This window comes from Marinomonas piezotolerans (assembly GCF_003362755.1).
GTDB classification, from domain to species: Bacteria; Pseudomonadota; Gammaproteobacteria; order Pseudomonadales; family Marinomonadaceae; genus Marinomonas; species Marinomonas piezotolerans.
The window spans coordinates 1-24,603 of record NZ_QKRA01000009.1; the positions used below are offsets into that span (position 1 = coordinate 1).

10 protein-coding genes and 4 tRNA genes are annotated in these 24,603 nt (G+C 44.7%); 1 reads left to right on the top strand and 13 read right to left on the bottom strand.

The window, feature by feature from the left end; translation table 11 throughout:
* Positions 1-73: 73 nt before the first annotated feature.
* The 10 genes from DN730_RS15510 to DN730_RS15555 form a co-directional block, all read right to left on the bottom strand.
* Positions 74-742: a type I restriction-modification system subunit M N-terminal domain-containing protein gene (locus DN730_RS15510; RefSeq protein WP_245957990.1), complete on the bottom strand. Its 669-nt coding sequence runs from the start codon at positions 740-742 to the stop codon at positions 74-76.
* Positions 743-828: 86 nt separating this feature from the next.
* Positions 829-4,212 carry a DEAD/DEAH box helicase family protein gene (locus tag DN730_RS15515; RefSeq protein WP_170139031.1) on the bottom strand — a complete coding sequence of 1,128 codons (3,384 nt, stop codon included), beginning with the start codon at positions 4,210-4,212 and terminating at the stop codon, positions 829-831.
* Positions 4,213-4,263: 51 nt separating this feature from the next.
* Positions 4,264-5,754 (bottom strand): sigma-54 interaction domain-containing protein, encoded by a 1,491-nt coding sequence (locus DN730_RS15520; RefSeq protein ID WP_211313896.1) that lies wholly within the window; start codon positions 5,752-5,754, stop codon positions 4,264-4,266.
* A gap of 117 nt (positions 5,755-5,871) precedes the next feature.
* Positions 5,872-11,253 (bottom strand): tyrosine-type recombinase/integrase, encoded by a 5,382-nt coding sequence (locus DN730_RS15525; protein ID WP_115469071.1) that lies wholly within the window; start codon positions 11,251-11,253, stop codon positions 5,872-5,874.
* Positions 11,240-12,274 carry a hypothetical protein gene (locus DN730_RS15530; RefSeq protein WP_147290589.1) on the bottom strand — a complete coding sequence of 345 codons (1,035 nt, stop codon included), beginning with the start codon at positions 12,272-12,274 and terminating at the stop codon, positions 11,240-11,242. The genes DN730_RS15525 and DN730_RS15530 overlap by 14 nt, the downstream gene beginning before the upstream one ends.
* A 690-nt stretch (positions 12,275-12,964) precedes the next feature.
* Positions 12,965-13,041 (bottom strand) — tRNA-Met (locus tag DN730_RS15535).
* A gap of 81 nt (positions 13,042-13,122) precedes the next feature.
* A tRNA-Met gene (locus DN730_RS15540) sits at positions 13,123-13,199 on the bottom strand.
* Positions 13,200-13,264: 65 nt separating this feature from the next.
* Positions 13,265-13,341 (bottom strand) — tRNA-Met (locus tag DN730_RS15545).
* A 49-nt stretch (positions 13,342-13,390) separates the two neighbouring features.
* A tRNA-Met gene (locus tag DN730_RS15550) sits at positions 13,391-13,467 on the bottom strand.
* Between the two features lie 39 nt (positions 13,468-13,506).
* Positions 13,507-14,397: a hypothetical protein gene (locus DN730_RS15555; protein ID WP_115469073.1), complete on the bottom strand. Its 891-nt coding sequence runs from the start codon at positions 14,395-14,397 to the stop codon at positions 13,507-13,509.
* A 161-nt stretch (positions 14,398-14,558) separates the two neighbouring features.
* On the opposite strand from DN730_RS15555, the gene msrA reads away from it, so the two are divergent.
* Entirely contained in the window at positions 14,559-15,218 is a 660-nt protein-coding gene (gene msrA, locus DN730_RS15560) for a peptide-methionine (S)-S-oxide reductase MsrA (protein ID WP_115469074.1), read from the top strand.
* A gap of 49 nt (positions 15,219-15,267) precedes the next feature.
* Here the strand turns inward: msrA and recD are convergent, their stop codons facing one another.
* From recD to recC, 3 genes are read right to left on the bottom strand one after another with little or no spacing between them, the layout of a single operon-like run.
* The gene (recD, locus tag DN730_RS15565; protein WP_158541227.1) at positions 15,268-17,301 is read right to left on the bottom strand and encodes an exodeoxyribonuclease V subunit alpha; all 2,034 of its coding nucleotides are present in this window, start codon (positions 17,299-17,301) and stop codon (positions 15,268-15,270) included.
* Positions 17,294-21,049, bottom strand: coding sequence for an exodeoxyribonuclease V subunit beta (recB, locus tag DN730_RS15570; RefSeq protein ID WP_115469076.1), 3,756 nt, complete (start codon positions 21,047-21,049; stop codon positions 17,294-17,296). The genes recD and recB overlap by 8 nt, the downstream gene beginning before the upstream one ends.
* Entirely contained in the window at positions 21,046-24,600 is a 3,555-nt protein-coding gene (gene recC / locus DN730_RS15575) for an exodeoxyribonuclease V subunit gamma (protein WP_115469077.1), read from the bottom strand. The genes recB and recC overlap by 4 nt, the downstream gene beginning before the upstream one ends.
* Positions 24,601-24,603: the final 3 nt, after the last annotated feature.

The following is a 24,603-nucleotide window of genomic DNA, read 5'->3' on the forward strand; positions in this document are numbered from 1 at the left end:
ATTTAGTTCCCCCGTGAACAGCTCGATGCTATTCAGTAGAAACTCATATCTGAATATAGAGCGTTTTAGTTTGTCACCATTGAAGCATGTATGGTGTGGGATTAAAAGAAGGTATGTAACGTTTGCCACAGGATGGATCACAAATGGTGTCCCATGGCTGTGGGTCCATAATCTCGATCATGGCGTCGATAATATGACGCGGGGTACGGAATTGACCGTTAATGCCTGCGGTGGTGAGCTTGCTGAGCAGGTATTCGTAGATGTCGCCCTTTACATCGCTTTGGTTAAGCGGCAGCGAGTCCACCATTTCCAGCGCGGCGACCAGCACCGACTCGTTTTTGATCTCTAGATCGGCGTCTTGCATATATTCACTGATATGACCTAGGGCTTGTTGTGCTGTGCCTTCAGGCGCCAGCCCCCCCTGCTCATCCGAGATCTGACCTAGCTTAGCAAAGTACGGGTACACCTCTTCTTTTAGATGCGTATGCAAGGCTTTGCCCGACATGTTTTTAAAGTTTTTCCAGCGCAGTAGCTGGCCTTCCTTAGTGTCCGGAAACAGGCGCGTAAAAGGGCGACCGGTACGGTTGGCTTTGCGTTCTGCTGCTTCTTCCTGTTCATCCAGCATCCGTGCAAACAATAGGTAACTGATCTGTTCGATCACGGTCAGCGGGTTGGTGATGCCCCCTGTCCAGAATTTTTCCCACAGTTTGTCGATGTCGTTACGGATTGGTCCGGTTAGCATAAGGTCTCTCTTATTAGCTCTTTAAGTCTTTAAAGGATGCTGTGCACATCACAGCATCTAAGTTATTCATTTTTTAACCGCTTCGCTTAACTTAGCGAAGCGTTCGGTGCGTCTTGTTTTAAAAAGGGTTTAAGTACGGATACTAGATCGTCCACATCGCTTTCTTTAAACACGCCATCGATGCCATTAGGATTCACACTGGTAAACGGAGCCTCGTACAATTTAGCAAGATCAATAAAACCATAATTGGCAATATAGGTTTTAAGTAAGTCCATAAAGCGCACTTGTTGTGAAGTCAGGTTTGGATGGCGGTGGACAAAATCGGTAAAGTGCTCACTGACTTTTTCCGGCTCTAACCCTACCAGCTCTTGCAGCGTGATATGCAGTTGATCGGCGGTGCGTCCATAGAATTCATTTAGTGTGTCTAGGCTAACCGTGGGGTGCGAGGTTAGGATCGTCGACGTTAGATTCTTTAAATCGTCTTCTGACACAGCTTCGTGCGCTTTGATTTTTTGTAAAACCGTGTTGCTTGTGATCATGCTATCTAAAAGCTCTTTGGCACGACGGCGATAGATACTGAATTCGTCTTTGGTATACAGCTTATGCTCGCGTACTTCGGTTTTTAGCTCACCATCTTGGGTGCGGGTTTTGAGTGGGTCGCGCCCAGCACTGGTGTCCGTTTGGCGGTATTTCATAATGCCGCGTAGCTGTGTACGTGCCTGTTCTAGCTTTTCTACACTGGGTGCGTTCCAAAACTCAGCGCTATTCAGCTCATCTAAGATGGCTTGCTTTTGACGTACCGCTTGGATATTGACTGCCAATGTAGCGACTTGCTCTATCAAGGTAGCGCGCCCATCTTCGAAATTGGAAGATTGCTCGATGAACCCCGTTTTAATCGCTGCCATTAAACGGTCTAGCTGAGTGGCATGTTTGTCTTCTAGAGGGCGTGCCGCCATTAATGGTGCAATCGTATCCAGTAATTCATGCTGAGTGGTGGCATCAAAGGTCTGGAGGCGATCCGTCTCTTGAAGGGTTTTCACTTTGCGTAGTACTTTGCGCACCGCAACACTGTCTTCGGGCAGAGCATTGATATCGGCTTTAATAAGCTCGATGGCGGTGTCAAAACCTTCACGATGGTGGTGCTTAAGAGCTTGCGCTGCCATATTGACGCGAGTTTCAAAACAGGTCTGCAACAGTGGTTTACCACCCACATCTTTGGCTTCCTTGTATTCTTGTTCAAAGAACTCAAAGTTGCCGTAGTGATCAAAGATCAAGAACTCTTTTTTATCCTGACCGGGGCCAAATAGATCAGGGCACAGCCGCGTACCACGGCCGATCATCTGCCAGAATTTGACGTAAGATTTGACGGTTTTAGCAAACACGAGGTTGACCACTTCGGGCACGTCGATTCCGGTGTCCATCATGTCTACCGAAATGGCAATACGAAAATCGTTGTCGCCTTTTTTGAACTCTTTGATCAGGCTTTCTACATGAGACACTTTGTTGTGAATCACTTTACAGACTTTGTTGCCGTACTGTGGGTACAACTTACAAAACAGCTTTTCTAGATGGTCAGCGTGCTTTTGGTTATTGGCAAAGACGATGGTTTTACCCACCAAAGAGTTGGTTTCGTCCTTGATGCCATGATTCATTAAGTTCTCAAGAACTTCTTGATCGGTCTTTTCACTGAAGATTTTACGACCAATATCTTTGCCTTCGTAGCTGGCATTTTGTGCCATATCGACACCGAGATCGTCTTCCAGCTGGCGTTTCTGCTCATCGCTTAAATCCGTGTAGTGAATACCTTGGCGTAAGAAGTCTGTGGTGACGTCTTTCACCTTAAAGTCGACTAAGTATGGCGGTTCATGCTCGATCGCTTCTTTTAGGCCAAACTCAAAGGTCGGATCGGTGGTTTCACAGCCAAACATATCAAAGGTATTGCGGCTGATAAACTTCACGGGGGTGGCGGTTAAGCCTACTTGCAATGCATCAAAGTAGTCGAAAATATCGCGGTAACGGTTGTAAATACTACGGTGACTTTCATCGGCGATAATTAGATCAAAGAAACCTACATCCAGCTGACTAAAACGATTCATCATGCCGGGATAGGTTGAAACATAAATACGCGCGCTTGCATCGATCTGGTTACTTTCGCCAATCTCACAGCGAGGCTCACTCGGTAAGTTGGTTTTAAAGGCATCATTGGCTTGCGTGCGTAACTCTTTGCGGTCACATAAAAACAGGACTCGCTTCGCCCACCCTGCGTTAAGCATTAAGTCAGCTAGTGCAATCGCAACACGGGTTTTACCTGTTCCTGTGGCTTGAATAATTAGCGCTTTACGGCGTTGCTCTTGAAATGTCTTCGCCACAGCTTTGATGGCGTTAATCTGATACAGGCGATCCGCAATTTTTAAGTTAGGGTTGTTTTGCTCAAGCTGCTGATCACGATACCTACGCTGATACAGCAGATAATTCAGGCTGTCTTGACTGTAAAAGCCATACACCACACGCGGTGAGTTATATTGAGCATCGTCCCAAATAAAGGTTTCGTAGCCATTGCTATAGAAAATCACTGGGCGTTGGCCAAAGGCTTGCTCTAAGCTGTCGGCGTACAAGCGCGCTTGCTCTCGGCCGGCTTGGTCGGATTCGGTGCTGGTGCGTTTGGCTTCTACCACAGCAAGCGGTTTGCCATCGCTGCCCCATAGCACATAGTCAGCACGGCCTTTGCCTGTTTTATTATCCTCAAAATCAAGATTCACTTCGATGCCAACGCTCTCTTTGTCGGTGACATCCCAACCGGCTTGCGCCAACATTGCATCAATTAAACGCGCACGAGTTGTCTCTTCGTTCCATTGCAGGCTGTCTGCAACCGCATCACTTTCTTGCTTACGCTTTTGTTGATCAGGAAAAGCAGGTGCATCAAGATATTTGAGGTTTTTGGTGCGTTCTTTTTCTAACGCAGCGAAATGCTCGTCAGCCAATTGTTTCTGCTTTTCTAGCTCTGCTTTAAGGGCTTTAAGCTCGCTTTGCGTTACTTGCTGTTGTTGCGTTGTATCCTGAATATCCACAAACTCAGGCAAATTGGCTGGTATCAGTTTGGCGTATTTCACTGCCATATAGCGGGCGAGTTCATAAGCATACCCTAGACATACCATAGCATCACGCTTGCTGCCCTTACCTCCGTGGGCAGCATCATTACCCTTAATACGCAAAAAGTGTAGGTTATCGAGTAAGCGTTTTGATAAACAGTGAACAAAGACTGAAGACTTGAGTAATTCACTAAATGACGGCTCACCAAGCCTTGGTAAACGCTCCTCGGCATAGATGGTTTTCGTTAACTCTTCACCAAAAGCGCGGAGACGGATTAAGGCACTACCAGGATCAACGTATAATAACGTCTCGGCAAGACCACCAAGACTGGCTAGATCGTCGTATTGCGGGCGAAGAAACTCAAAGTTTTGTGATTTCATAAATAATATTTTATCCATACCAATGTATTAGCGAACGTCATGCCAAGTTTGTTAGACGTCGTTTTTTACATTGTGTTTATCAATCCAATTGTTCAGTGTTTGGTAGTTTTTAAGGCCTAAAAGTTCAGCGGCACGGGACTTATTGCCCTTGGCTGCTGATAGTGCTTTAGGCACATAATGAGCGACCAACTCTGAAATAATATTTTGAATATCAATACCTTGAGAGATTTCCCTATCTAGCAAGCCATTTTGTTTTTGTGGGCGATGGAAAAACGCTTGCTGCATTTCTTCACCACTGATGAGTTCATCACTACTCCATAGTGATGCTCGTAATATCGTAGAGCGTAATTCACGAATATTGCCAGGCCAGCGATGCAATAGGATAAGATTTTTCGCATCCACAGAAAGTTTTTTATCTTCGAGCGCTTTATCTTGTTTTGCTAGGCCTGCGAGCAGTTTTTCAGCAAGGTGTAATAGATCACCTTCGCGGCTTCGTAGCGGCGGCAAAGTTAGCACGCCAACCGCAATGCGATAGAACAAGTCTTCCCGAAAGTCCCCATTGGCGATGTCTTCGATAAGATTTCGATGGGTAGCGGTAATGATCCGGACATCAACCGATTCTTCTTTTTGAGAACCAACTGGCGTGACCAAACCCTCTTGAATTGCGCGAAGCAAACGCACTTGAGCGGCGGGCGTTAATTCACCAAACTCATCCAAGAATAGTGTACCGCCATCGGCTTGCTGAAAAACACCAGCTCTATCTGAGGCTGCCCCCGTAAACGCGCCTTTTTTATGACCAAAAAGCGTTGTATCGATTAGTTCCGACGGTATCGCGCCACAGTTCAACGCGATAAAGGGCTTATTATCGCGTTTACTTGCGTTATGTATGGCTCTGGCAAATAGCTCTTTACCTGTCCCTGTTTCACCTTGGATTAAGACAGGTACTTCACGCTCAGCCAAGATCTGCGCCTGTTTCTTAAGGCGCAACATATTCGGGTCTTGGGTGATAATGTCGTCAAACGCCGCATGAACAGGTGCTTGATCATTGATCAGACTCGCTAAATGCTGATCATCTACTGATACCGCACTCGGAATGTACTCGGCAGCAATATTGAACGGAATCTCGACCTGTTCAACCCCTTGCTCTCGGCTGGATTGATAAAAGGTTACTGGGTACTTGGTTTTACCCAGTAAGATCCAGACCGCTTGCATGGCTGGGGTACCTGGTGATAGTAGAACTGATAGGTTGGCTTTATCAGAATAAAGCCGCTGAAGTTGGCGATCAGCCACTTGGTAAATACTAGAAAAGTCGATCGGAGAATGAAGCGATTCCTGATAGGCTTCAATGGATAGCGAGTAGGCCCCCAAACACTCAATTAACCAAGCCTTGAACTCACGTAATTCAGACTCGGTGTAAGCCCCAATTAGAACCACTTTATCAAAAGTGAATGCTTGTAATGTCGTAAGGATAGGCCCCTGATTGGAAGTCCCAATGGTCTCAAGGTCACGCCTGCCTATCCATGTTACTAAAACTGCTTCCATACAAACCACTCACCATCTCACTCTTACAATTTATATAAATTGTTTAAATACAGAATCTACCATAGGCAGGGATAGTAAGGAATCCGTAAAGCTATTACCGTTAAGGCGCTTGCTCATTTAGGCCTTCAACACCTCCCGCTTTCTTTGCAACGATAGAAGAAATAAAGCGTGACTTAGCTGAGGCAACGAAAGTTCGCCCATTTTAATCGTCGCACTTTTCACCTCACGACAAAGCCACTGAATTGTCTTGTGCTTTCTTGTGCTGATCTCATCAGAATATTCGATACGTATTCCTAGAATCCCAAGGTTCTCAGCCCAAGCTTCAGCATTTGAAATGTTAATCCTAAAAGAGTGTGTGCTTGCATCCCAGTCTGCCCCCCAAATATCCAGAAGCACTTCTAAATCTTGAGGGCGAGAATTCTTAAGAGCCAACAAAGACTCCAAGAGCCTAATGAAACTCTCAAACTTGAAATAACCCCTAGTTTCTTTTGACCGATAATCTATTGGCAGTGTTGAAGCATTTGATAGCGACAAAATATTGTAAGCTCGGTATATCGAAAAATCTTCAGCCATCAACTTCTGATAAGCTAACGAAATATCTTTAACATCCAACTCATCAAGATCAAAGCGATCCAGCTCTGGCAGTAGGTTGAGATCCAGTTCTGAACTGCCTAACAGCTTCTGCCTATTACTTAAGAACTCCAAGTACCGAAGCCCCTTCTCTAAAGCGACAATATCTTCGATTTGTCTGGCGACATTAGTATTTTTCCACTCTGAAAGACGGTGTATTGGTCTAGACATGGCATTATATTTTTCAAGTAATGGAAACTTGTCGTTAAGCAGTTTCGAAACGGCAATTTGTACCGCTGAGCAGGCCCCACGAGTCTTCATTACTCTTAGATTAAGCAAAGAAATACCCGTAACATGGGCAATTGCCTTATCAAAACCGGAAGATGTTTTTGCGGACCGCTCCAATAAGCACCAATGCCAGTAATGAGTTAGATGCAAGTAATGGGCTATGGTGGTAGATGCTTTACTATGTCCTACCATTTGAGCGATAGCTGGAAGCAAGGAACTATCCGGAGAAGCTGGCGCAAGTAAAGCTCTTTTGATTCTCTGCTTAAATTCATCCACGTTGCCGTTTGGCAAATATAATTTAACGGCCATGGCTATAGGGTCATTCTGATCGTTATATATGACAATAGCAGTAACAATGAAATTGATCGCTGAATGGCGACAGTCATGCAGCCTAATCTTTGGGTCGCCAGTTGTTACTCTTAACGCCTCAACCACGCGGTTGAAGAGCTTATCCGTAGAGCGAATGCGATCACTTCTATATTGAGAGAAAAATAACGGTGTATTCTTCCCGTGCTTAGAAGCCTTCGATACGACTTTTTTTAACAAACCGAACTCTTCGGAACTTAACAACAGGTCAATCGGAATTCGTCTGTTACCGGATATCGACTTTACCGTTCCAAGAGAACTGGTCCTAACGAGGCACAACTGATCGTCAAAAGAGAAATCACTTACTCTTAACCTCCGAACTTCTCCTCTTCTAAGCGCCATCTTGTAGCAAAGAGTTAAAATAGATAGACACGCCATCCTATCCTCTTCAGCCATATTCGGATCGTTCGCAATGAGCTCTTTAGCCAGAGTATATTCATGCGGTGTCACAAGGTTAGGGCTATGCTCTGCTGAAGACTGCTCGACATTCAAATCACGCCAATCAATATCTTCCATATAGAAATAGGAGCTACAAACTTGATGAAAACTTTGAAGTGCAGATAACCGTAGAGCCTTAGAGTCGGTATTACCACTGTCAATGACTTGCTGATAAAGATCCAACAACTCTTCAGAATCTAGTGCTTGTAGCGATTTAGATCCTAAAATATTAATAAGAGGCCTTCCCACTCTTGAGAAGTAAGTCTGAATACTACTTAGCCTGAGTCCCGTACTTCCACTAGATCGTCCTTTCCTCTTTGACCAGTGATAAAGCCAAGTCAGTATCAGTACCACTAGCTCTGGAAGTCGACTAGACATCTCAACAAGTTCATGAAAATTTTTACTTTGATTGCATTCGAGTAGCTTTAGCCAAAATGACTCGACAGTTTTAAAAGAATTTATCTTTGATTGGTTGCAAAATCTGATGAAATCATTTCCAAATTCCGCTAATGGAAAATTATCATAAGCCTCTATCGAAAGGTGAGTTTTAGCAATCGCCTCCATTGACAATTGGTCGAACTCATCAGCCGTTACCGGAAAGTAACTATTCGGGTACATCATTCTCGCCAGCTTAATCGCGCTCAATTGCTTTGATTCGATCTTTCCGCTTCTCAGTGCATATTGAACACCCAACTCTCCTTCTCTCGGCGCATTTTTCACCAACTTCACGAGATTTACCATTATATTCTTTGAAGCATCGGCTATCGCTTCAAGTACTACAGATAGCTTCGTCACTTCCTTTAGGCAGGCTGACAAATGAACATAAGCTTTTTGCTTTGAGACTTTTAACCAATGGGCTATACGTCTTTCAACGTCGCGAAAATTCAGAGTTACATCTGTCTTACTAAATCGCGTTAAAAGAAGAGCCAAAAATAAAGAGCTCCTCCCACCGATAATGACTGTTTTTTTCGCAACATTAGCTGTAATTATGCCCTCAGCACAGGCAATACCTTTGAAGGTGATCGTTTGTGTGGGATCACCAAGTGCTCGAATAATTTCAGCTTCATCATCCAATATGAGGGAGCACGCGAGAATTAATTCAATATCTTCTACATAAATTTCATTTATACAGTATAGCGCCCTTTCTGCTGCCATATTTAGGGCACGCTCAACTAGATTAAAACGTCGAATAGACAGTGATGTATCAAACGGATAAATCGTATCGATCGCTTGAGGACTCAGAATCTTATAATCAAGGAGCTGCTGAATTTGCTCCTTTGACAATGGGTTACTAATGTCCAAATTCTCAATATGATCAGCCAAGAATTTAAGTGCATAGTTGAACTGCTTAGGGTCATGCGCAAAGCGTTCTTGCAATACATCGTAAACACTTCGTGACTCACCATCCAAGCAGTTTCGACACGCTTCTTGAACATGTTCCTTGATAGCATTTTTTTCTTTTTCCCCGGCCACCTTCTTAGATAATAGCGTGTTCTCTGGCCACTTAAGTTTGGACTTTTTGGGAAACTCATTTACAGGAATAATTGAAGACTTTCTTGCTTTACGCAAAACTTTAAAGCCCAGCTCCACTAATAATTCATCAAAAACTGTTCGATGCTCTTTTTCCTCATTTCCCTCAAATGGCATTAAAGAGGAGATATTAAACGGATGCGTTTCTGTTGCACTGTGCCCCATTTGCCTCAGCAGATACTTCACACCTTTATGATGTGCCAACAACATTTGAAAAGAAAACTGGCGCATAGAATTCTGAGGCAAGGTCCAATCATCGCCAAGAAAATACGCTATTTGAGCTGTTGATGAAGGCGTAAGGTCACCGCTATCTTCCCAAAAACCAAGAAAAGGCTCGTCCCCATTGAGACTGATTGAGTTCAAGAGCTTCTTTTTAATTGGGGCTTTCAAATTTAAGTTTTGAGAAATACTAGCAATCCAGGTGATTGCACTCTCTAATTGAAAACGTAACAGGCTTGGAATAGGCAACAATCGAGACGCTGATTCTCCGGCATGGAGCTTATCCGCGACCAATACATGTGAAAAGTTGTCGGTAAGCATAGACAGCTCAACAAATGAGCTAGAAAGCCGACGATGAGACGTACAAAAAAAGAACATCGTCAATGTATATCCACAAAGACTATTGTAAGCACGCCTAACAGCTTCGACATCCTTACAAGATTTCACTCCCTTTAAGGAGTCTTCGAGCATCCCGACCTTTTCTTTAAGCCTTTGTGCGAATAGACCTGAATCAATAGCTAATTGACTTCCAATAAAATTTTCGGCTTGGGGAGTTTCATATTCGCGTAACCTAAAACCAACTTTGGATATAACAGCATTATAAATTTCGACTATAGATCTGACATCTCGCGCCATGTAGTAATGACAGATTGGTCCAATGAACTCTGTATTTGCAAACATTAGTGATGCAAGATGTTGGCCGTGATCATCAGCCACCTCTCCGTATAGAAAGTACCTCAAAGCTCTCAATGTAATTTTGCGGCGTAACCCACCTCCGTCTCTTATTTGTCGCCTTGGGATACGCGTTAATTCATTAAACTGATCTGTGTTTTTGACGTCGATAAGATCAAAAAGCCTACCACTCTCAGAATCTTTAAAGGCATTACGAAGCGCAAAAAGGAGCTCATCAGGGATAGCCAAAGACAGCCAAATTGAGTGCGGATGTAACCAAGATTCATCATTCGTTGTGGATGTATAGGCACCATCAACCACAGGAGCCTTTCTCCAAAAAAAACCATTGTGAAGATCTAATACACCATATGCATCATCAATATTCTTAAACGAATCAGTCTCTGTACTACTTGAAGACACATGAATCCCAAGAATTTCATAAGGGCGCCAGGTAGTGAAAATAGTCAGTATTATTAAGGACTTTGGAACATCGTTTGCCGCTGTTCTTAGCCAATCACACAAAGCAAGCTTCTCTGATCTCGAAAGCCTTGATGGGCAAAGCTTAACGCCACTTTGCTCTTTCGATTCGATAGATGAACGGCTATTTATCTCTCTTCGCCCAGCAAATAGTGGTTCGGTATCCAAAGGGTTGAGCGACTGCTGCTCTACCAGTAATGATTCAGAGTCATCTTCACATTCAACAGTCAGAGGAATTGTTATTAAAGCATTGTCACCTGCAGGTGGCGTTATAGGTGACTTTCTAGGACTGTAATGACGAGGAGCTGGGGGTGGCTGACTAAATTCAATCCCCAATAGATAACTCAAGCCTTTACTGACCCTTTTTTTCAGATAGGAATCAGGGATTCCGATTCCCACATCAGCTTGATGCTTAAACTTTAGGAAACTGTCAATAAATGTTTTGAAGCGACAATTAGGTATATTGGAAACAACATCACGCCTATGGCGAAGAACTACACCAATCTCATAGCAGGCATTGAACATCTCCGTTTTTAATTTAGCTCTTTCATTAATAGGCTTTCCGTTAAATTCCTCGGGTTCTATTGATAACAGACCAAATATCATAGATAACTGAAGATATTTAGCGCTGAGACAATTACTGTCGTATCTGTCACTAGTTTGGTCAAATAAAGACAACGCTAGACATGGGCTCTTACTCAGCTCGCGATTTAATTGCATCAAGCAATCTTCAAGGGTAACCGTACATTGGATGGAATTTACAGTTTCTTGCAAGTATTTCAAAAGGGAGCTATTTGGACCAGCAAAGGCGGTTTCATTATTGAGCAAAGACACAAGATTGACCAGTAAATGTCTTATTCCAAATAGTTGATACTGCTGGTGAACAGAATCACCCCAAATAAGCATCAATCGATCAATGAGTTCCTTATGGCTCAGCATCAGAGAATAGCCCTAAGAAAGTGTCATTTTTCGCAGCCTCTTCAATTTTAACCAAGCTATTTTTTCCATTATTTCTTCTTAAAAATTCAACGTTAAAAGAGCAATGATCTCTCTTTGGAGCATCAGGGTACCTATCAAAAAAATCATTAAATTCACTGACTTCATTGAATTGGACTGCAACCGGTGCCCCACCACTATTTCTTCGAAAGGTTATGCTTAAGGTTTCAATATCTATTCTTATGATCCTTGCGTTACTGATCTCACCTTCGACGGAATTAATTTCTGGAGTGTGAGCAGGAACAGCTTTAACGATCTCAAAAGTAAAAACATTCACTTTTTTTTGTTCATTCCCACTTTCTTCAGGCTGTCGTTTTGGCTCATTTTCTATATTCGATGACTTCTCATCTGGATTACCTTCAGGTTCAATTTCAACTCCGTTGTCAACTGACTCTGCAATGGTTTTTGGTGGGTCATTAATGAGTGTATCTATACTAAAAAAGGGGCTACTCAGATTACCAAATGTTTCGATAACCAACTTCTCATTTTCAATGGCCATGCCTTTTATGGCTTTCAAAGAGGTTCGAACAGTTTGAATTTGCTTAGACTCCAAATGATCGTAAAAGCCAGCTGAGCTCGAATGAATTATGGAACTAGACGTATCTAGGGCTTTTATAAAGTAAGTAAACCAGTCCAAAACATCCTCAGAGATGTCAGAACCAAGTAAGGTTTCTTCCATGACGTAGAGGATATCAACGGAACCGCCAGACATTTCGCTTTGATCATACTCAAATTTGAAGTTATTTATATTTAAACTTACGCCCTTCGAGCGCTTTAATGAACCTTCTTTCAAGGCTCGTTTTGTAAACCGTTCAAAGCCCTCTACTAATATTCTGACTTGTTGTTGAATGATTGAATCAGAGGATCCACTGTATCTTTCCACAACACGATGCCCTACGATCACAGGCATAACCCTAGGCTCTAAATTCGATAGCACAGCAAGCTTTACATCCGTCACATCCAATAGTCTGTCCCCTCAACACAAATAGCATGGATAAATAAACAGTACTCTCAATTCCACACAGTGTATTCAATGTAATTAGTTGTCAATAAATCACCTGATCACATAGTGATGCTTGAAGATAATTTTTGACAGCGCACCGAGGAGAACACGAATAGTAAAAAAGTCAGCTTTATGGGGGTTATGGTCACAATTAAAATAGAAGCAATCAGCTTTAAACAGAAGTGAATTAGAAACAATTAGTCTATATTTTTCAGTGGGTTATGAGTAGAAAATCAGCCCATCAGTCACATCAATTAATGTATATTTGTATCCAAAATGGTCACACAAAACATGTGACAACATCCGACATTAAAAACTTAAGATACAAAAATGCCCTATGACTAAATTTCCTTAATTCATACCAGAATGTGCAAGCTAAAGAGGGAAAAACAGAGGGCTAAAAAAAACGCTAATGCAAGGCTTTTGGTCACAATTAGGTCACGGATTCGCCACATGAACTTTTAATGATAAAGCCAGGATAAATTTAGAGGTAATTAAGAAGTGATTAAATGATTGAAGAATTACTGACAAAAAACGCTAAGCATTACAAATCATGCAAAGGTTTCTAAGTCTTCTAACTAAGAAAAATTGTAATGTGGCAAGATCTATCTAGGATATTATAAAAGTACATATAAATCAGTATTTTATAAATGGTTGCGGGAGCCGGATTCGAACCAACGACCTTCGGGTTATGAGCCCGACGAGCTACCAGACTGCTCCATCCCGCGACATGTAACCTTTTGAAATACAAAGGTTAAATTTGAAATGTATTGAAGAAAACTGTGACCAATTCTCACGACTTTACGAATTGGTTGCGGGAGCCGGATTCGAACCAACGACCTTCGGGTTATGAGCCCGACGAGCTACCAGACTGCTCCATCCCGCGACAAATAAACTATTGATATAGTTAACAATTTTCTTAGTGAACTAACAACTTGAATGTGACCAAGTTGGTTGCGGGAGCCGGATTCGAACCAACGACCTTCGGGTTATGAGCCCGACGAGCTACCAGACTGCTCCATCCCGCGCCAGATTATGATCTATTATTTAGATCACTAACACTTTTGTTCACTTCATTGGTTGCGGGAGCCGGATTCGAACCAACGACCTTCGGGTTATGAGCCCGACGAGCTACCAGACTGCTCCATCCCGCGCCAACGAGGTGCGTATACTACGGACAGAAGTTAGGTTCGTCAACCCCTAAGTTGAAAATCTTGTTGTTCTAATTTTTCTGGGTAACCAAGTGCCTTGCAATAGTGACGCAAGCCCGAGAGAGATGATTGATGACGGCGACAATAGTACGAGACCATATTTCTCGCATCTTGACTCATTGAGAACCAGTTGCGAAGACAATTAAGATATTGGAGCTGTTGCATACTCTTAACAACCCACCCATTGAGCCCTTCTTTAATACCAAAATAATGCCCATCTGGAGAAATGAGCAGCACAGGCAAGCCAAAACCATTAGCCAACTCAATAATGCGACCTTCTTGGACATACTCAGCAGATACCACCAGCAGCCCGTAAAAATTTAATTGCTCTTGTGTCAGTTCGCTAAACTTGTCGACAGAAATTGCCAGCCCCCTACCATTTTCTGCAACAAGCTGACTTGATATCACACTAACAAACTGATCCTCTTCAAAATGCAGTACACCATTCGCACCAGCACTCGTAGAAGGCGCATAAAAATACTTTCCTTGATCAGGAGAACCCGCCCATACTCCATGCAAACCTAACCAATGAGTAAGCCGACCAATCGTAGTAGCACCTTTCGGATCTTCCAACCATACTGGTAGTTGATTAGTGTGCAGTTCGCATTTCAACGCAGGGATGAGTAACGTCCCTAAGGCGTTGGCCTTCGCTCCGAAAGTAATTAAGTGGTAAGGAGACTCTTCATGTAACAGTTCCAACACACCTCGCATGGAAGGCTTAATTCGATTTTCTTTTGGGGAGTGGTTAGCAGACAAGGCAACAATACGAAAACTTAACGAAAAACAATCAAGCTCATCCCTCAGCTCTTCAATGAACTGATTAAGCTTTTGATTATGATATCTAGAGTCCCAAAGAACCAGAACGTCAGCCATGTCGTATTTCACTCTGTGAACAGTGTTATTAGTTTATGCTACGCTCACGTCATGTCCATTTTTACAACGTAGCGTTTTGATCCACTTCGTAACTTTACGTTATTCAATGTAAACATTACATCACTCAAGAAGTTTTCCCACTTACCCTAAGGATGAATAAAATGTTTAGTAAATATCTGAATATAAACGATAAAACCAAAAAAGTAAGCCCCGAAGAGGCACTTCAAGGAAGAAATGAACCTTTATTCATTGATGAAAAACACATAATTACAAAAGATAACATGAAACGCTCAGCGGCCACAGCTGAAAAAGAGATATATGTCGCTATGGGATGCTTTTGGGGGACTGAGCGTAAATTCTGGAATACGCCCGGTGTTAAAGTAACAGCCGTGGGCTATGCGGGTGGCTATACCCCTAACCCAACCTATGAGGAAGTCTGTACAGGACAAACCGGACACACTGAAGTGGTAAAAGTGATCTTCAACACTGAAGAAATCACGTTAGACGGGATATTGAAGATATTCTGGGAAAACCACGATCCCACTCAAGGCATGCGCCAAGGCAATGATGTCGGGACACAATACCGTTCTGCTGTTTATACAGTGAGTGATGAGGACCGAGCAATAGTTGAAGCAAGTAAAGCCGCTTACCAACAGCAGTTATCCGCTTCCGGTTTTGGAGACATTACGACCGAAATAGCTCCCCTAGAGACCTTTTATTTCGCAGAAACCTATCACCAACAATATCTGCACAAAAATCCAAATGGTTATTGCGGTATTGGTGGAACAGGTGTGTCATGTCCTATTGGTCTTGATGCATAGTTCGGCTAAGCCCACCTCGTACTGGGCTTAGCCGTTTACACGGATAAACTTACTGAATATAGAGACTTAATCCACTGATGCGCTCAACCTTACGCTGCATGGCTTGTTCGAGCACATCTTGGTCTCCTGAAATAAGGGTAAAGTACTGCTTAGAACGGGTAATCCCCGTGTAAATCAGTTCTTTTGTTAGCACAGGTGAGCTTTGTCCGGGAATTAGCATGGCGGTATGCGTAAACTCTGAACCTTGAGATTTATGCACCGTCATTGCAAACACCGTTTCAACGCTTTGTAAACGACTTGGCAACACCCAGCGCACGCCGCCTTTACCATCACTAAAAATGACTCGTTGCTTAAGTTGACCATTAACCGGATAAAGCAGACTAACGCCGACGTCACCGTTCATCAAATCAACGCTGTAGTCATTTTGAGTCACCATTACTGGGCGGCCCAAATACCATAAGCCGGCAACAGATTTTAACTTCCCGCTGACTAGAAGAAGTTGTTCAATTTTACTGTTCATCGCTTCAAGCCCCCAATCACCTCGACGCATAGCGACAAGTAATTGAAAACTCATGTGCTTTTCAAGCACTTGTTTACCCCAATGATCAAATGCTTCTTTACCTTGGTTTATAGAAGGCATGGCCGCAACTAGGTCGAGAAAGTCACCGTAACCTTGCACCAGCAACTGACGTACAGCAGGGTCTATTACTGAGTGCGGCGATTGCTCTTGAGTCAGATACCTCAATGCTGGTGCATTGGGAGACTCACGCACGCTTTCTTGAAAGATCTCGCGCAACTCAGGCAGCTTAGGCCTGCCGTCCATACGCTCTTCGTTTACTAAGCTGGCTAACTGATGAATGACGCCACCTTCAATGAAGCGAAAACTACGACGAAGCATACAAACCGCTTGGTTAAGCTTGGAACCTCTGTCATCGATGTAGTGAGACGGGATACTCTGATGACAAATGTCAGCCACCCAATTAGCGGTAAACGACGTGTAGCGCCCTTGGGTTGCGCCACGACACAAATCTCCAAGTACATAGCCTGCTTCGACCGACGCTAATTGATCTTTATCTCCGAGAAGGATAACTCGGGTCTCAGGCTCAATCCCATTAAAAAGACTGGCCATCATCTCAATATCTATCATTGAGGCTTCGTCTACCACCACTACATCGGCAACCAACGGATTCGCCCTATTATGGGTGAATTGACGGGAATTAGGTTTGGGTCGCAGTAATCGATGCAGCGTTGTTACCTGAGTAGGGATAACTTGTTTAAGTGTATCGGGCTGGATGTGGCCTATTTCGGGCAACTCGATGCGCGCTAAGTTCGCGGCGATAGATTCATTAAGTCGTGCGGCAGCCTTACCCGTAGGAGCCGCCAGCCTAATCGCTAAAGGTGGCAAATCATTCTTTAGGCGCTGACCTTGCAAAAGAGCCAATAGCCGCAACACAGTGGTCGTTTTGCCTGTTCCAGGTCCACCTGTAATGATTGAAAAATGATTACTTGCCGCGATACCGCAAGCAACTTTTTGCCAATCGATCTCCTCGTCTAAATGCGATTCACCAAACAAAACCGCCAGCAACCCTCTAATATCATCTTCTGACACACTGGTTGCTCGGTTTAAGCGTTGAGTAATTCCCTGAATAATAGTCTGCTCAGCTTGCCAATAGCGACGTAGATATAACAACACTGCTTCGCCATACCTAACTAAGACAAACGGCGTTTGCTGATGCTCCAGTTCTTCTACATCGCCCGTTGCCACCACCGCACTCGCCTGAAGTGTGAGTACTAAACTCTCTAATGTACTAAGGTCATTCATACGCTCTAGATCACGTATTAAGGCATGCTTTATTTCATCATCTTCTACATCACTAAAGCTGGAGGCAGGGACCGCTAACCAATGCGAAAGATTGACACATACCTGACCTTGGGACGCAGCGTAACTGACCGCCATCAGCAATGGCCATAAATCTACACTCAGCTCAGCATCCTCTTCATACAGCCACTTTACCAACGCATAATCGACGTAGCGCACTAACCCAGTATCGGCCCATTGCTTGGCCAATTCCTTACTAAACATAAACCAGCTCCTGCTGATAAGCCTCAGACAACTCTCTGCCGGAGAACATCGCATCCAGTGTTTCAATCAGATGTTTAGGCGGCTTATCCATGATCAAACCTTGGGTCTGTGGATTCTCAAAACCCCTTAAGAAGTAATACACAGCGCCACCGATGTGGGTGTCATAATCATATTTAGGGATACGGTCTTTTAAGTGGCGATGAAGCGCAACCAAATACAGCACATACTGAAGGTCGTAACGCTTCTTGAGCAAAGCCTCCCTTAAATTATCAAAGCAGTAGTCGGCATCTTGGGTACCCAAACCGTTACTTTTCCAGTCGATGACATAGTACCTCCCGTCCACCTTTGCAATGAGGTCAATGAAACCTTTAAACATCCCCTGCAATTGCTGAAAATTCACTGCTGGACGCTCTAACCCACCCCACGTGTACTGCCGCACCAGACTATCAAGCCTTTGCGTATTCACTTTATTTGCCTCAAACATAAACTCCATCTCGACCGACATGTCGTTGACAGAGAGATCGCGAAAACGAAAATTCACCGAGGGCTGTTCAAGAAACCCACTCAAATGCCACCTTGTGTTTAGAAATGTTTGCAACCAATCAGACAGTTCCGGTGCAAAACCAGCCAGACCACGTTTTCGACAGCGCGCTTCCAGCATTTGCATTCTTAGCGCGTCATCCGCTTGCGCTGCCGCGAAGCCAACCAGTCGCTCACCGTCCGAGGTCAACGTCCTCTGCTCCGCGGCCCATTCAATGACACCATGTAAAAAAGTACCGATATGACTGCCACGTGGAAGTCGATGCATCAGCTTTTGGCTTTCAGCCCGTCGCGAATCACTTGCTTGATCAGCATCGTCGTCATAAATCTGCTCGTCGATAGGTAATTCCGACGGTGCATCCTGAGATACTGCCTCACCTTCTTTACCACCAAAACTAAGTGATGAATAACTACTTATCCACCAAGGATCGATGCCGAGATTATCCACGACTCGCGCTGCTCTATAATGACTATTTAGCTCTACTTGATAAGGCAACACGGACAGCTTAGGGGAAACCACAGCAAACATTTCAGAGATAGGTTGACCTTTTTCTGCCCTAGGATCTCCCGCCCCAAACACAAGCCGATGCGCTGCAGATGTCGACGTCTCACCATGATCATCATCGCTCTCCGTTACCCCGCCAATCGCTACCCACTGGGCGCAGATCGCTCTCGTCATCGCGACGTATATCTTACGAACATCTTCCGCCAGCCGTTCGAAATCTGCCGCTTCTAACTGCTCTGTGGTCGCGTTAAATGTCAGCGCTAAGTTTCCAGCCTCATCATGGTAATCAATTGGAAAATCAGTCGCTTTAACGGGACGCGCATAGTCTAGAAAAGGCAGCATGACGAGTGGATATTGTAAGCCCTTAGATTTATGGACAGTCACAACCTGAACTAGGTCTGCATCGCTTTCTAAACGCTGTTGCGTGCTCTCTTCACCGGATTTTTCAGCACTAATTCTCTGCTCTAAGTGATGTATCAGAGCCTGTTGCCCTTGTATCGTTTCAGAAGCTTGTTGCAGCAATTCGGAGATATGAAATAAATCGGTAACGGCACGTTCGCCGTTAGGCGCTTGTAGATAACGCTCGGGGACTTTTTGATCAGTAAAGAAACGGTGCAAAGTCGGCATGACACCGAATTCGTGCCAGTGGGTATGATAGTCTCGAAAGCATTCGATGAAGCTTTCCCAGTACACTTCGTCATGATTCAAGCGGTCTAGTTGCGCCAACGACAACCCCATCAAGCGGGACCCAAGCGCAACCCGTAGATGAAAACTATTAAAGGGTTCAGCCATCGCTCGCAACACGCGTAAAACATCCTCCGCGTCGTCGGTATCAAACACGTCGCTCGCGTCAGACAAATACACACTCGAGACATTCAGCTCAAACAAAGCGCGCCGAAGTTTACGGGCTTCGTTTCCCGAATTAACCAGTACTGCAAAGTCCTTAGGCTGAATCGCTCGCGCCCCATTACCCAAATTGATGGTCGCTTCGCCTGCTTGAGATAAATTCAAAAGGTGAGCAATTTCCGCCGCCGCGATTTTCGCTCGATCAGGTGTTTTAGGCGATGCTTCACCTTCTTGGTCATCTGAGACAGCTAAATCCCATAGAGCTTGTGATGCATGTCTTTGACCATTGATCAGCAGCTCAATCGTGTCTTTCTTACCAGCTTGAACAGACTGAAATGGTATTGGGTTCTGTGCAGCGGATCTAAATTGAAACGCGCCCTTGGGTTGTGCGCTTTCTGCATGCTCAAAAAAGCGGTTTACTCGCGTGACCAATTCCGGAGAAGAACGAAAGTTGTGAGTTAGTGTATATTGACGATCACCCGTGTCTTGTTTAGCAGACAGGTAAGTAAAAATATCCGCTCCACGAAATCGATAAATCGCTTGTTTCGGATCACCTATCATGAAAAATCCCGTATTCGGATACGGCTCAGCCACGTTATAGATGGTATTAAAAATACGATATTGAACGGGGTCGGTGTCTTGAAACTCGTCCACTAAGGCAACGGGGAATTGCTTACGAATGACGTCTGCTAGGCGCTCGCCACCTTCACTTTGCAAAGCCTGATCGAGTTTATTGAGCAAGTCATTTTGACTTAACACTCCGCGCTGATTCTTCTCATCTTCAACACGTTTGGCCACCCAATGAGCACTGTGGCTTATTAAAAATTCATCGGGAGTCGGCAAGGCATCAACGGCCCCTTGTAACTGCGCCAACACCTTGGCCGCCGCTCGGTCAATAGTGATATTTTGTTGATCAAACCAGTGACTCGTATCCAACAGAGCAATTTTCGCCAAACTCTTGGCCTTGAACAGTGGCGTCAGCAGAGACAAGCTTTCTGATTCAGCGCTTGTCCAATGCTCAAGTGTCTCAAATACTGTGGTTCGGTGTTTGCTATTCAAAGACGTCGCTTTATAAAGCTTATTTTTACTGGCGTCTTCATGCCCTTGAATTAACGTTGATAAAACACTCCTCACCTCTTCCTTCAGGTTTTTCAGCATTACCTGCCTATCACGCTCGATCTCCCGAAGCGCGTCGGTAAGATTAGTATCAACTGGCGCTATCGCGTGTGTTTGGTAAATCAGGTTATTCACGATCTTGAATAAATCATTTGGCGCACTGAATACCTTTAATACCTGCCTCAGTTCAGGTTCATCTAGTGTAAAAACCATTTCACGCCAATAATCTTCACATGCCTGAATAATGAGTGGCTTCTCATTTTCAAGTAACGTCTGCTGAAAGCTCAGTCCACTGTAAAAAGCATGCTCTGATAACACGCGGCTACACCATGAATGTATGGTGGACACGGCCGCTTCGTCCATCCACTCCGCTGCGACATCCAATCGCCTTGCAGCCGCTTTAAGATCATGCTCGGTATCAAAAGCTTCCTTGAGAGCCTGTAAATGCACATCGGCAGCAGACGAGTCAGTGCTATCTCGAAAACACTCTGCTGCTTCTACAAGCCGAGCACGGATACGGTCGCGCAATTCGCGTGTCGCGGCTTTAGTGAAGGTCACTACCAAGATATTTGGCGGAAGCAAATGATCTGTGAAACTATGCTCTGCGCCATGCTTTAGTACCAGCCGCAAATACAATAGGGCCAAGGTATAGGTTTTACCTGTGCCCGCACTCGCTTCGATCAAGGCTGATCCTGTTAGAGGAAACGTAAGCGGGTCTAATTGATGTGTTGTAAGACTCATGCTGAACGCTCCTTTGTTAAGCTCTGCACAATGGGTTCACATAGAAGTTTCACATTGGCTTCTAGCGCTTGGATTTGTTCCTCATTGAGAGGCTCCTGAATATGTAGCCGCGCATAATGGTTAGAGAAACCACCAAGATCTTTTTCAATATAGGCTTCAACTGCCCGTTCCAAATCCGGCTTTTTCACTCGTGAACTTTTGACAAAATACGCCTTGCCCGCGTTAATGCCGAAACACATCGGCTCATGCATCGCGTTCAGCCAAGCTTGAACTAGGGTCTGCAATGCTTTTAGCGCAATATCAGACGTGAACCCATAAAATCGCACATCACCATTCGGCGTCATCAATTGCGTATCAACCAAATCATGATGTACAACATTGGCAACTAAGTGACGCACCCACGCATTGACAAGATTACGCCATGTCATGGTAACGCTAACTTTGTTTTCAGTTAAAGCACGCTCGACGCCCTCATCTTCCGAGATAATGCTGTCTTTGTATGCGTTGGACGTTTGCAATACAAACTGGACAATCTGGCCATCCTTTTCTTTGTAGAGTCGATCTAAGTCGTCTTCGTAAGAAATGGCTTGCCCATCACTAATGTGAATAGACAGCTCGGCTTGCCGGACGATATCAGGTATTGGCTCCCGCTCGGCGATCGCTCGTTTCCAGCCGAAATACAACTGTTTGACATTGGTTGGGAAAAGCCGCTCTTTACGAATTTCAGAAAAAGCGCCGTCGTGAAGTTCACCTGCGGCAATGTGCTGTTGAAGTGCTTCTTCAACGTGCTCATCCCACTGCGATTGGGAAACACGTTGCCGCTTCGCGTATTGCAACACCTGATCATGCACTTGCCACTCTTCAAGACGATCGGAGCCAAAATTCTCTACCACTTTGGTTTCTTCAATCTCACTGGGCTTTCGGATATCAAGACGTTCACTGTACATGGCATCGATTGGTGAGCGATAAAAGGCCGATAATTTACGGGCATTGAGCGGAGCATCGGGTAGCCAAGCAGGCAGCCGCTGCGCTTGTTCCTCCTGAGCATCTATCTCAAGATAGGCGTTCTGCCACTCCGCTTGATAAGTGAAAACATTAGCCTGTTCTTCGAAGTAACGCTGACTGAACGGCTGCATCGGATAGTCTTGCGTCAAGGCGTCACTCAGCGCGTCATGATGCCAACATTTATCAAGGTAATCGCGTAACTGCCCGACCAATACCGACGGCGGTTGTTCGCTATTATCTTTGGCGCTACGACCTTGCCAACTGATCACGAGTTTGTCTCGCGCCGATAGTACAGCTTCTAAAAACAAATAACGCGCATCCTCACGACGAGACCTATCTCCTGGTCGGTAGTCTCCCACCATCAAATCGAAATCCATCGGTGTGCTGACTTGTGGGTAATCGCCATCATTCATGCCAATTAAGTAAACCTGTTTAAATGGGATCACTCGCATTGGCATTAACGTAGCAAAGTTGACGGACCCAGAGAGAAAACGTTGGCTCAATGCTGGTTCATCAAGTTGCCCCATAAACGTTTCTTGAACCACATCAATAGCGACACGCTCTTCATCGACTCCCGAAGCCACCACTTGCGCTTCAAGAAGCTCGATTTGCTCTTCAATACGGCTAATCACTCGTCGCTCACTGTCTTTTTCAGCGGTGAAAAAGGTATCCAATACCGACTGCAACGCGCTGCCCCACTCAACCAGTGTCTTTGGCTGAAGAAAAGACTGCCAGATAGAATGAACATCATCCACAAGACGATGCATCTGCCCTAAGATGCGCGCGTCTAAACCGCCGATCTCACCATACGGCAAGACGCCTTGCCAAATATCACCTTCACCAACGCTGTACCCTAACAGCATCCTTTTTAACCCAAAGAACCATGTATTTTGATCGGACGCGCTCTCTAAACCTAAGGATTGGCGTTGCTCTTTAGACAAACCCCAACGTATATTAGCGTGCTCAATCCAGCTTTTTAGCGTCGCGACATCGACCTCTTCAATGTCATAACTCGCTCGCAACGCAGGGATATCTAGCAATGACAAGAGATCCGTTGCCTCAAATCGAGACCGTGTAATGGCAAGTAATGATTCAAACGCTGCGACAATCGGGTGTTGTTGTCGCGCGCTTTGATCTGCGATATGAAAGGGTATGTAGCGTTTATCGGCGTGATCACCATAACGAGAGAATCGACCAAACACGGCCTCTATGTGGGGCACATAGACATTGATATCCGGAGCCATTATCAATATTTCCTTAGGCTCTAAGGTATCTCCTTTTTGTTTCGCAGATTCAAACTCGTTTAACAGCAAGTCATGCAATACTTCTATTTCGCGCTGTCTGCTGTGTGTTTCTACAAAGCGAATACTGTCGTCTTGATTAACGTCTATCCGCCGCCCTAACTCACGGCAGTCTTGTACGCTTCGTAACTGGAAAATGTCGTCTTGTAGTTGCTCTAAGAGGGTAGAAACACCAGGAGATTCAAATAAGTCCACCTTGCTGTCTACAAAAAACGCCTCATATTGATCAGGCTGATCTTTCTCATCCAGTGAATGAAGATAATCACGCCCGAGCTTCCCCCAAGATGCCAACAAAGGATTACCATATAAATGCGCTTCTTCGAGTGAAATATCTTTGACTGGGCGACCATCTCGTGCAGGACGGCGAGAGGTTGCTTGACGCAGAAGTTGTCGCCCTTCGATGAGGTCACCCCAGAAATATTCACTTGGGTTCATGGTAAACAGCAACACTTGAGTAAACGGTGAAATCGCTTGCAGCACTTCCAGCGTTTGATTAGGTAATGAAGAAATACCGAAGACAATCACGCGCCTAGGCAGCCCTTCCAACACACCGTTGGCACGACAGGTTTTCACAAACTCTTTATGAATTTCCGAGCGATTCACGATTTTTCGAGCATCGCCTGAAAACTGCGGATCTTGCTGAACATCTTGTACTAAATGCCGCCACAGCATGGGTTGCCATTTTTGCTCTTCAGGTACAGGTTTGGAGTGAGAGCTAGCGGCTTCATCACGCTTAGGCAGTATATCCATTCCCGCTTCCCATGCTTGCAGCCAGTCTGCGCGATAAACCTGATACTGATCATAGAGCTTAGCGATACGCTCAGCCAATATAAAACGTCGATGGGCTTGGCTCTTACCCGTTGCCATGAAATTGACCAACGAATCGTATTCGCCTTGGTTCAGTGACTCGATACTATTTAGCAACCGAAATAATCGCCACGTCATCGGCTTCATATCAAACGGAGATTGAGTATCTAGCTCCCAAAATGCTGCACGATAGGCTTCCCAAATAAATCGACCGGGCAATGCCACATCAATTGCCGCAGCGATACCACAGCCCCCTTCGAGTTCGTCTTGTGCGATGGCCTGCTGTAACCATTGCGCAATACCGTTACTTTGCACTAAGAATTTATCGGTCTCTAATGGCTCTAGTGGGTATCGTTTTAACCACGTTACTAACACATCTTTCAGCGATTCAAGGCGGTTTCCTTGAATGACCATCAATCCCGTCGGCCAATTGCTCACACC